Here is an 11,201-nt window from a genome sequence, read left to right on the forward strand (position 1 = left end):
TTACCAGCTTAAAGGCTCAGAAACGCTCGATCTTTGACTTCCTGACCGATGCGTTAAAAGCCTCTCGACATGGTTCTCCTGCACCTTCATTGATCCCTGAAGGAGACTGACCCCCCTGAATCTTTACTCGGGGAGGTGCTGGGCCAGCGCACGCAGCGCAGAAGCACGAGCAGATTCAGCCTTGATCTCACGCGTCACGCTCAGCGCTTCTGGCCATAGCTCCTCTGGGAGGTGCTGGGCCAGCTCACGCAGCGTAGAAGCACGATAAGATTCATCCTTTATCTCTCGCGTCACGCTCAGCGCTTCTGGCCATAGCTCCTCTGGGAGGTGCTGGGCCAGCTCACTCAGCGCAGAACCACGAGAAGATTCCTTCGTTATCTCCCGCGTCACGCTCAGCGCTTCGGGTAATAGCTCCTCGGGGAGGTGCTTGGCCAGCGCACGCAGCGCAGAAGCACGAGAATATTCAGACTTTATCTCCCGCGTCACGCTCAGCGCTTCTGGTAATAGCTCCGGGAGGTGCTTGGCCAGCTCACGCAGCGCAGAAGCACGAGAATATTCATCCTTGATCTCACGCGTCACACTCAGCGCTTCTGATAATAGCTCGGGCAGGCGCTCTGATAGTGCGATCAAAGCCATCGCCCGATCAGACTCATCTTGAATTTGACGAGTAATGTTAAGCGCAGGGTCGAGATATGACGATGGCAGATGTTGGGCGATGCGTCTCAACGCCAAGCCCCTGTAGGAGAATCCTTGTGTTTGGTCACGATGACGACCATAACGATCCTGGATCTGTTGAATCGCAATCAGTACATCTGGCCACACCTCGGCGAAACGCTCTGCCAGCTTGCTCAGCACATACGAGCGGTAGACCGCATCCTTAATCTGACCGATGGTCTTAATCACCTCTGGCAGCAAGGACTTCGGCATATAAAGTACAATGGCCGCAATACACTCTGCTCGTTGCCAGGGGTCTTGGGCCTGCTGCGCATAGGCCAACCCCTGAGCGGGCTGCCAAATCCCTTTCTCTACTAAAGCACCCACTAGCGGAGCGGGCACATTACTCGCCAAGCTATTCAGGGAGGCTCGCATTAAGGCATAGCGAAATAACCGGGTGAGCGTTTGGCTGGGCGATTGCCCATAGTCAGCAACGGCCTGTGTCCAGGCACGACCCAGATCATTCACAAATCCAACGGGTTTACCAATCGCATCACAGGCTTCATACCAGCCGTTACGGCCTTCCTCGTTACTCGCTTGCAGCAGTTGGTCAATCGACTCTGGCTGCTTTGCCTGCTCCATATGCCAGGTTAAATAGGCATAGATATAGCCATCATCTTTGAGTGTATGCCATCGGCCTTTCTGAGTCTTTTTGCGATAGTGCTCTAGCAGTTGACTATGGGCTTCGGCTTTGGTCAAGCCTAATCCTGGCAGTTCACCTTCTCCCAGCGGCTGCGGCGAACTCCTGAGCAGTTGCTGCGCCAAGTCGTGCATGAGGTCATGCATCCGATAGCTCGGTCGCTCATCTGCTTGCTTTGCGCCTTGCAACACTAACGACTTGGATTTAAAAATGCGCAGGATTGAACCCGCTTGCCGACCATTCACTTGCCATAGCGTTTCAGCCATCTCTTGCGTCAGGCTCACATCTTCTGGCACAACGCCTAACCAAGCAAACTGGCGCAGCTGCTCCAACGAAAGCTGTTTCAGGCTCAGGTTAAAGCAGGCCAGCAGACTGTACTTGCGACGCTTCTCCTCGTCTGGCATTTCCGTCTGACCATAGACATCTAATGTCTCTAATCGCACAATCTCAGATTGAAAGTCTTCCACCAGCTCTTGCCAGGTCACGCCATCTTCTATCTGCGAGGCCGCCAGTTCTAGCGCTAGGGGCAGGTGCCCTACCCGCTCAGCAAAGGATAGTGCCTGCTGACGGGCACTATCACTCAGCGGCTCCGATATCTTTTGCGTCATCAGCTCTAGCGACTGCTCTGGGCTCATCACACCCAGCTGGTGAAGGTGAGCACCCGAAATTCTTGCTTCTCGGGTTGTCACGAGTACACAGCTACCTTCCCCACCGACCCGGAAGGGTTCTAAATGCTCTGGATTCCAAACATCATCAACCACCAACAGAACGCGCTTGTCGTATAACAGCGTTCTTAAATGATTGGACGCTGACTCTTTGGCCGTTGGCTTATAGTCATTGTCACCTAGTGCCTGTATCCAACCGCTAAGCAGAGGCAAAATATCAGGATTCTGGCCCAGGGTCGCCCATAGGATACCGTCTGAAAAATGGCTTTGGATGTCAGCATCCCTGGCCAACTTGGCGGCAAGCACTGACTTACCAATACCGCCTAGACCATAGATAGCACTGACCACTAAGGTACCTGCTTTGGTGCCTTCACAAAGCAGGTCTGCTTTAACTCGCTGTTGCTGGTCTGGCCGCTCAACAAAGTGATCTGGGAGCGGCGGCATTTGGAGTGGGATAGTTGAGGAGCGAACCACTCTATCGGTGGTATCTAAAGTAGTGGGAGAAGAAGAAGACTCAGGTGTCTGTTCAGGCAGAGGAAATCGAACAATGGGTAAGGAGCGACCTTTTCCATAGCGGACAAGCTCTTGACGACTTCCTTTTAACGCCCGACGCAGGTAGTCGACCAGGAGATCGCCCGTAATACATCCATCGGGATCTGCATTCTTTGGGGACAGGGCCTCTAGGAGCGCACCCGTAAAGACGCTATGCTCCTCACTTTTTTTGGCCCAGGCTTCTTCAAATCCACGACAGGCGGCTATTAACCAATAATCTTGATGAGCACTAAACGCTGAAAAGCTCTGCTCTACTAGCGCACTTTCGATGAACTCACCGCTATGGCAGGCATCGAGAAACATCACAAGGTTACTCAGATTCGACGTTCGAATTAAGTCATTCAGCTCGGAAAAGGCAATCGCTTTTGACTGGCGTTTAAGTTGACCGGCTTCTATCTCAATCTCACAGTCAGAGGTTGCTAGATGACCTTTCTTTCCACCAAGTCCCTGCGTCGCAAAGCCATGGCCTGTGAAATAAATCACAACCTCGTTTCTAACAGCTTGCTCGGTGATCAATGTAGTCAGCGCTGACTCTAGTTGCTCCGCTGATACGCCGCCTTTCAAGACCTTGACTTGTTCACAGCCGCCATAGGTTCTTAGTAGTGCGGCGATCGCTTCTGCATCACCCACCGGTTTACTGAGATTCTTAAGATTTTTATACTCAGATATTCCAATGACGAGGGCGTAACGAGCCATAGGTACTACTGCTTTTCAGGAAAGTGCCGATTAATGCGCATATTCCTCTTAAGATAGCCGATAGTCTGAATATGCTAAAGGTGAAAATATGACAGATGTAGATCGCTTGGTTTTTGAAGATGAGCAGGGCAATGACTACACCCTATTCATAGAAGCAGCGGAGCCTCTAGATTTGCCTGATTCGTCACCTGGTGACGATGACGATGACTATGAACGAATGGGGGCAGGCGCAGACATCGTTAAGGTGAAGCTCAGTGAAGTACATGCCAAGTTACAAAACTATGCTCGCTACGCCATCGGCGCTTTTCAAAATGTGCCTTTTGCCGATGTCGAAGAAATTACACTGAAGTTCGGCGTTAAGATTTCCGGTTCGACCGGCATACCCATTCTCACCCATGGCTCGGTTGAAGGAGACTTCCACATCGAAATCAAGTGCAAGCCAAAACAGAAAGAACAAAATTAAGAAAAAGACAATGTACCTGGTTCTTGCGAATTTTGTGGAGTAGGCCTGAAGTGCCCTTCCCACCTGAGCTGATCCATCACGGGCATACCTTTCGCCACTTCCCCGATGCCGCATTGACCAGTATCGAGAACTATCCAACAAGCCCAACCCAATAAGTTTCTCGAACCGGAGAGATTCTTGACGGCTTAATGCTTTACGAGAAAAGAACCGCACCCAGTTGCGATCGTCACTTCTTCCGGTCAGCTAAGTTGTCCCCCCACTCGTGGGGGTGAACCGTTTACGGTTACAAAGCTCGGCGGGACGGGGATCGAAGCTTTTAAGGCACCGCCAAGGACTTGCTTAGTTGCTCTTATAAGCTTGTGAGAGCTGTTTTGAAATTAGAAAATGCTAAATTTATCTCATTACTAAGACACGGATCTATAGCTTCTTTTTGTCTACCTAATTTTTCTAAATCTTGGCATAGGGTCTGAAGAACTGTGCCTCCCAATGCCCCACTACTCGATTTTAGGGCATGGGCATTGAGCTCTATTTGTTCATGATCGCTTACTTGAATAGCGTTAACAATTTTATTAACTAACGTCGCAGCTTCGGTAATAAAAAGTTCACGAACACTAAAAAAAGATTCTGATTCTAATCCACCTAATGCTGCCAATGTTGATTCAAGCACCGCTTTATCTAAAGCTGGAGTCTGAAAAGTTTTAGCCAAGGGCTGTACCTGCCTTAATGCAGTGACTAAATCAGGCACATGAATCGGTTTGCTAATGTAGTTGTTCATGCCAGCCGCTAGACACCGATCACGGTCACCCTTCATAGCATTGGCTGTTAAAGCGATAATATGAGGTCGTTCAGTTTCAGTCCAATATTTACAGATCTCGGCTGTAGCAGTTAGGCCATCCATTTCAGGCATATGGACATCCATCAGGATTACATCATAGGTTTGTCGCTTTAGGGCATCGATAGCTTCATAGCCATTCCCTACTAAATCAGGGCGATAACCCATTTTCCCAAGCCATTGACGGATCAACTGTTGATTTACTAGATTGTCTTCTGCAACTAAGATTTGCAGAGGATGTTGTTTCGCTAGAGTACTATCTAAAGTAGATTTATTTGTTAATTCAGGTGCTTGAATCTTAACAGGCTGATCAATAAATATCTGGTTCAGCGCATCATATAAATGGGATTGTTTAATTGGTTTATTAAGAAATGCCTGAAAGTTAGCCTTCTTCAAGGCGTCTGAATTGAGTTCTGGTCTTCCTACAGACGTTAACATTATTAAAGGGAGCGTTTGCCCATGAGGCTTAGTGCGAATTTGATTAGCCAGGGTTAACCCATCCACTTCTGGCATTTGCATATCAAGAATGGCTATGTCAAAGGAGTCCTGATGGCAACTGAGTATACCTAACGCTTCATAAGCCGACTGGGCAACTGTTGGCTGCATTTCCCAGGATTGAGTTTGAAGGGTTAAAATTTTACGATTGGTGGCGTTATCATCTACGATAAGTACTCGTTTTCCTTTAAGTTGATACGGAACCGAAGCAATTTCAGATTCTGATAGTGGGAGAACTTCAGCAACAATTGAAAAAGAAAAGCAAGAGCCTTTTCCCAGAACACTAGTTACGTCCATAGTACCTCCCATAAGTTCACAGAGTTGCTTACTAATCGATAAGCCTAGCCCTGTGCCACCGTATTTTCGAGCAGTTGAAGAGTCTACCTGACTGAAGGATTTGAAAAGCCGATCCATTTTATTGGCAGGAATACCAATACCTGTATCTTGTACTTCAAAATGGACATTAATGTAATCCTTCTCGATATCCTGTTCTCTGTTAAGTGGAAGGGTTGGTGTAAAAGGTGATGTACTTACTTTAACTAGTACTTCTCCCTCATGGGTAAACTTGATTGCATTTCCGACCAAATTTACTAATATTTGGCGTAGACGTGTAACATCGCCTACCAATCGGTTAGGTGTGCCTAATTCAGCTAGATAACCCAGCTCTAGGTTTTTTTCAGCAGCTTTACTAGCCAATAAATCTAGAGATTCCTCAATACAAGTTCGAAGGTCAAAAGGACATTCTTCCATATCGAGTTTGCCTGACTCAATTTTTGAAAAATCAAGAATGTCGTTAATGATGATGATCAAAGAATTACAGCAGTTTCGAATTGTTTCTGAAAAGTTCTGTTGATCTTTGGTGAGATTAGTATCGAGTAATAAGCCAGACATACCCAAGATTCCATTCATAGGGGTACGGATTTCGTGACTCATATTAGCAAGGAAGTCATTTTTAGATTGAGCGGCGGCAAGTGCTTCATCTCTTGCAATCTCAAGCCCAACAAGGTTGTCCTGTAATTGATCAGCCATTCGATTGAGAGCTTGGCTAACTTGCCCAACTTCATCTAGATACTTAATTTGGATTCTTTGTTCCAAATTTCCTTGTTCAAGTGATTTAGCAAATTTGATTAAAGCCTTTAGGGGGGAATATACCTGCCGGTTAAAGAGGACAATTGTTATTAGGCCTAATAGCAAACTTACAAATACTGCTATGTTGATATTAAATAAGATTGCTGTAACACTTTCTTGGCGTAATCGTTGATGTGAGAAACCCAATCGAACTTCACCTAGAGGCATCCCATCTAATTCAATGGGGGTGCTTATGTAATGTACTTGAGGTAAAGAGTTTAGAGATTGAATAATATCTAATATTTCTTCGGATGAGCTCCTAGTATTCTCTAATTTAGCAGGGTCAAGATATTGTGTGATTGCCTGTCCTTCATTGTCGACGATCACACTGTAAACGATATCAACGTCTTCTGTCGTCTTTTGCATTAGCGTTTCTAAGTACAAAAGATCGAGGTTTAATATTGCTTCTGGAACAACACTACTAAGAAAATCAGCTTTGCTTTCTACTTGATGCTGTAAACTTTTTATTTGGCGTGATTGGGTTCGCTGAACCTGAACTAAACCAAAGGCTAATTGCACGATTAGCACAAAAGAACTTGCAATGGTTAAGTAGCGTAGCGCCAGGCTTTGTTGAAACCGTCGTAAAAGTTTCTTTTGTAAACTGTTCATAGCAGATAAGTCCTTTTCACAAACAGCTAGAGATTTTTCACTTGAGAAAGATTTTTTTGTTTCATGAATATACAGAAAAAATCTTCTAAACCTGTAAAGGTGATATCACTGAGCATTGTTGTCAACATCCCAGCTCTTTAGCTTTAAAGTTTGAATCAGGTCATGTAATTGGCTGTAGTCCTCTGCTGGGTCAAATCCATCTACTTTTAGCGCTGCTAAAGCAGGATGTTCAGGTGAAAGTTTACCTAAAACCGTTTGGACTTGCTTGGCTAAATCGGGATCAGTGTCGGATAAAGCTGCAATTGGCCATTCAGGATAAAGTTCTGTAGTGTGAGAATAGAAAAAGTCATCTTCTGCAACATCTATAATGCGTACTTCGTCTGAACTGGTAAGCGAACCTTTGTTGACCATCTTTTCAAGGTGGCCAGTGCGAATAAATCCAGCGTCAATTTGGCCATTGAGCACAGCTAAGACAATATTATCCTGAGACTTATTCTCAATAAAGCTACTGAAATCTTTGTAAGGGTCAAAACCATTTTGGAGCAGATGGTAAATTTGAAATATACATCCTGCTGCTGCTGTCTCGAAATTAATGCAAGCGGCGCGTTTACCTTTTAAATCTTCGATCGTAGTGATTTTACTATCACTGTCTACTATGATTAAGCCACCGAATTTCGTACCAGTTTTAGAGTAGGTGTGAGTCAATAAAAAATTTGTTTCGTACAGCCTCTGAACTTGGACGGCTGCCAACGGATTATTGGTTATAAAATCTAACTTGCGCTCTTCTACCTGTGTGAATTGACTATCTTGTGAAAGAATCACTAGTTCTACCGGACGTTGGATCTCAGATGATAGATAGTTCATCAGAGGAGCATATTGTTCATTGACTGATACTGCACTATCAATCGCTAAAACGCCAAAGTAAACAGGCTCATCGTTGGCAAGAGTATTCGTTTGTGGCGTACTTGTTTGTGGCGTACTTGCTTTATTCGTGTCTGTGTCTTTTAAAAGAGAATCATTTGAGCTACACGCTGTGCAGAGAAGTGTTAATAGTAAAGGAATTACTTTAAGGTTAATAGACCGAAATGAGGGAAAACACATAATGCCTTAAGTTATAGTATACAAAGTTTTAGCGGACAGATATTCAATAATATTTCCGCATGGTTCTATAGATGCTCTGTAGATATAGTATGCCTTTGCTATTTTGAAAACTAACAGAAATTGTATTAAAGATAATAAGTGCGATTAAGTGGGAACGATTAGAACGAACCAATGGCATCATCCGGCAACAGACTAGCCGTTGGCGTCGACGTCAGATAGTTAGAAACTGTGAGTTTATTGAATCTTTCAGCGTTATGAGCGAAATAGGGAACGTTAATTATAAATAAGTAGGCGAACATATAAATCTAATATCCTAAAGCCTGGAAACCCCTGTTAATAAAGGGTTTTTCTGAAATGGTATCTTGTAAAGGATTGAGTCCACCTACTCCTTTAGTTTGATTTAGAACAATATGCTGTAGTCACGCTTACCACAAATCTAAAAACCATGGATGGATCATTAGATGTATCTCCTGCTTCAGAGCGTGTGCCATTAATTTTAATTGTGGACGATGACCCTATCTCAAACTTGATGCTTTCTGAAATCTTACGCAAAGATGGTTATCAGACGCTGGTTGTTGGAGATGGTCAGGCTGCTTTAGATATATGCCAAAAAGAACTGCCGGATATTATCTTAATGGATGCTGTCATGCCTGTGATGAACGGTTTTGACTGTTGTCGCTCAATACATATATGGTACGGTGATAGTTGTCCTCCAATTTTGATGATTACGGGTTTAAATGATACTGAGTCAGTAGAGCGTGCTTATCAGGCAGGAGCAATAGATTATGTAACCAAACCCTTCCATTGGGCTGTGCTTCGGGGGCGTGTTCGTCAGGCCATCAGTGCTAATCTAGCTCATCAGAAGCTTAAACAGGCCTTAGGAAAAGAGAGATTACTCCTTCAAGAACTTAAGATTGCTAATCACAAACTTCATCAGCTTGCATCTACTGATGGCCTGACTAGTATTGCTAATCGTCGTGTATTTGATGAAAGACTTGAATCTGAGTGGAAGAGATTATGTCGGGAACAATCGCCCCTGGGGCTTATTCTGATCGATATTGATTGTTTTAAGGCATACAACGACACTTACGGACATTTAAATGGAGATAAGTGTTTATGCCAAGTTGCTAATATCATCCACACCTGTGTTCGTCGCCCTGCTGATGTGGCAGCTCGCTATGGCGGAGAGGAGTTTGCATTAATTTTACCCAACACAGATCTTGAAGGTGTCATCTGTGTTGGTAAAGCCGTACAGAAAGAGCTTCAAAAGCTTGCTATTCCTCATGCTTCATCTATAGTAAAACCTTTCGTCACCGTAAGTATTGGCGTTGTGGCTGTTTTACCTACTCTTTCTAGTTCGCCTCAAACTCTGATTAGTTGGGCTGATCAAGCATTGTATGATGCTAAAAATAATGGTAGGAATTGTGTGGTTGCTTTTACCAGTTCTGTGATCAACGGGTGAGAATCCTTCCATCAGGCGGAATCATTACCCGTTTTTGATGGTGCACCTCAAAGTCCTTGTTGTCCGATGCGATCACCTCCTGCCAGCACTAATTCCTGAACATGAGCTTATATTGAGACTCTATTTTCGAATTAATCGAGGTGTTCTAAAGCCACTAATAAACCCATAAAAAATAGCTCTGACAATGCCCGTACTAATAGGGTATTTCAAAGCTGATTATGCTTGTTGAGGAGAGTTTTTCGAATTGAGATCTTCTTTTGAGTTGTGGCAGTCCGAAATACTGATTAAATTCCAGGGATTTCAGACAGGTCACACTTTAATTCTTCTACCGAGAAGTTGGTCATACCTCTCTATTGTTTAATAGTAAAAGAGAACCCTTTTTGGTTAGCCATGGCACAAACGACTCGGGGTTTGGCGCTGTATTTAACCTATCCCGTAGGTTTGGTTCGATTTGAGCCTCGCGAAAAAGCTTAGCAACCTGTTCCTTCGCCATAATTGAAAGTGCCCACTCAGTAATGGAATCGGATCTAACAAGAAAATTTCATTTATGTATCCTTTCTACCCCGTAGCAGCCACCTATGGGAATCGTCAGAATTACGGAAGTTTTCCTGATGCGAACTGGCTAACATAACAAAAAAAGTTGACGTCAGAGATCAATCATCACTAGGTAATCTCGCCGCATCAAACTGGTGACGACCTTACTCCCACAAAAAAGCCCCTGCCGTGGCAGAGGCTTAGAGTGTGTGTAGGGAGAGTCTGATGAGATAAGGGTGCCTCATGAAAGGTAATGAAGCTTCACTGACGCACGGAGACACGCTAGGCACCCAAACTTGGCTAGCCTAAGCGCGCTCCGCTCTGTCAGCGGATGACGGACTTAGTACGAGCATCCAGGGCATCGAGGCGAGCTTCCTGAATGTTGTCTACAGTCTTGGTACGAGCATCCAGAGCATTCAACCGCTCAGCCTGAATATCTTCAACGGCTTTGGTCTGGTTGTTCAGGTGCTCAATCCGTAGCTTATGAACGTCGTTCTTAGTCCGAGCATCCAGAGCGTTTAGGCGCTCAGCCTGGATATTCTCAACGGCTTTGGTCCGAGCATCCAGGGCATTTAAGCGCTCAGCTTGGATGTTCTCGACAGCCTTAGTGCGAGCATCTAGGGCCTCTAGCCGAGTAGCTTGGATATCTTCGATGGCTTTGGTCTGGTTGTTCAGGTGTTCGATGCGTAGCTTATGGACGTCGTTCTTGGTGCGGGCGTCCAGGGCTTCTAGGCGAGCGGACTGAATATTGAAGCTAGCGGGCTCAACGGCGGAAGCGATAGGTGCCAGAGCGGCGGAAGCAACGAGGACGGTTAAGGCAGAAAGGATAGTGCGTTTCATGGTTAAAGCTCCTGGGTGAATCGGTGAAGTGTGTTTACTTGCTTCATTGATTACAAGAATGCAGGAGCTACCTGAACGTCATCTGACGGGTACCTGAGGGTTGCTTAAGGGGTTTCTGAGTTTAGCTGAGGAATTTTGGTGATGTGGGTCACAGGTGCGTTGCGGGTTGCGATGAAAGTCACATATTCAGGTTCTGAGGAAGGAAGTGATAGCTCTCCTGACTTATCCAATACCTCGCTAGTCCGAGGGGCATACCGTACCTTTATGTACGGTAATCATCATGTAACTAGGTTGTTGTTACCACATTAAACCGGGTAGTATGGCTTCAAATCAAATGTACTAGGGGCGTAACCGGTCTCGCGCTCTAACTCAAGCAAACAGGGGCCAATCGACTGCACCGAGTAGGTTTCGGTGTGGATAAAGGCGTTCAGTTTCATGCTGAATGCGAAAATGAGTAAACGCTTGCCAGG

8 protein-coding genes are annotated in these 11,201 nt (G+C 45.3%); 2 read left to right on the top strand and 6 right to left on the bottom strand.

Features of this window, described 5'->3' with window-relative positions:
• Positions 1 to 123: 123 nt before the first annotated feature.
• On the bottom strand, positions 124 to 3,267 hold the full coding sequence (locus VB741_RS25240; protein WP_323367992.1) for an NB-ARC domain-containing protein: 3,144 nt from the start codon (positions 3,265 to 3,267) through the stop codon (positions 124 to 126).
• 88 nt (positions 3,268 to 3,355) lie between these two features.
• On the opposite strand from VB741_RS25240, the gene VB741_RS25245 reads away from it, so the two are divergent.
• A complete protein-coding gene (locus tag VB741_RS25245; protein WP_323367993.1) occupies positions 3,356 to 3,730 on the top strand; it encodes a CU044_2847 family protein in 375 nt (124 codons plus the stop codon).
• 349 nt (positions 3,731 to 4,079) lie between these two features.
• On the opposite strand, the gene VB741_RS25250 is transcribed toward VB741_RS25245, so the two are convergent.
• Both VB741_RS25250 and VB741_RS25255 read right to left on the bottom strand, forming a co-directional pair.
• A complete protein-coding gene (locus VB741_RS25250; RefSeq protein ID WP_323367994.1) occupies positions 4,080 to 6,794 on the bottom strand; it encodes a response regulator in 2,715 nt (904 codons plus the stop codon).
• A 105-nt stretch (positions 6,795 to 6,899) separates the two neighbouring features.
• On the bottom strand, positions 6,900 to 7,895 hold the full coding sequence (locus VB741_RS25255; RefSeq protein WP_323367995.1) for a phosphate/phosphite/phosphonate ABC transporter substrate-binding protein: 996 nt from the start codon (positions 7,893 to 7,895) through the stop codon (positions 6,900 to 6,902).
• A gap of 445 nt (positions 7,896 to 8,340) precedes the next feature.
• Here VB741_RS25255 and VB741_RS25260 point away from each other — a divergent pair, with 445 nt between their 5' ends.
• Positions 8,341 to 9,357, top strand: a complete 1,017-nt coding sequence (locus VB741_RS25260) for a PleD family two-component system response regulator (protein ID WP_323367996.1) — start codon at positions 8,341 to 8,343, stop codon at positions 9,355 to 9,357.
• 340 nt (positions 9,358 to 9,697) lie between these two features.
• Here the strand turns inward: VB741_RS25260 and VB741_RS26565 are convergent, their stop codons facing one another.
• The 3 genes from VB741_RS26565 to VB741_RS25275 all read right to left on the bottom strand — a co-directional run bounded on the left by VB741_RS26565 (position 9,698) and on the right by VB741_RS25275 (position 11,168).
• Positions 9,698 to 9,850 (bottom strand): Nif11-like leader peptide family natural product precursor, encoded by a 153-nt coding sequence (locus tag VB741_RS26565; RefSeq protein ID WP_323367997.1) that lies wholly within the window; start codon positions 9,848 to 9,850, stop codon positions 9,698 to 9,700.
• A 365-nt stretch (positions 9,851 to 10,215) separates the two neighbouring features.
• Positions 10,216 to 10,731 (bottom strand): hypothetical protein, encoded by a 516-nt coding sequence (locus VB741_RS25270; protein ID WP_323367998.1) that lies wholly within the window; start codon positions 10,729 to 10,731, stop codon positions 10,216 to 10,218.
• A gap of 305 nt (positions 10,732 to 11,036) precedes the next feature.
• Positions 11,037 to 11,168, bottom strand: a complete 132-nt coding sequence (locus VB741_RS25275) for a hypothetical protein (RefSeq protein WP_323367999.1) — start codon at positions 11,166 to 11,168, stop codon at positions 11,037 to 11,039.
• Positions 11,169 to 11,201 lie beyond the last annotated feature (33 nt).

The sequence above is a fragment of the Leptothoe sp. PORK10 BA2 genome (genome assembly GCF_034932105.1).
Taxonomy (GTDB): domain Bacteria; phylum Cyanobacteriota; class Cyanobacteriia; order Phormidesmidales; family Phormidesmidaceae; genus Leptothoe.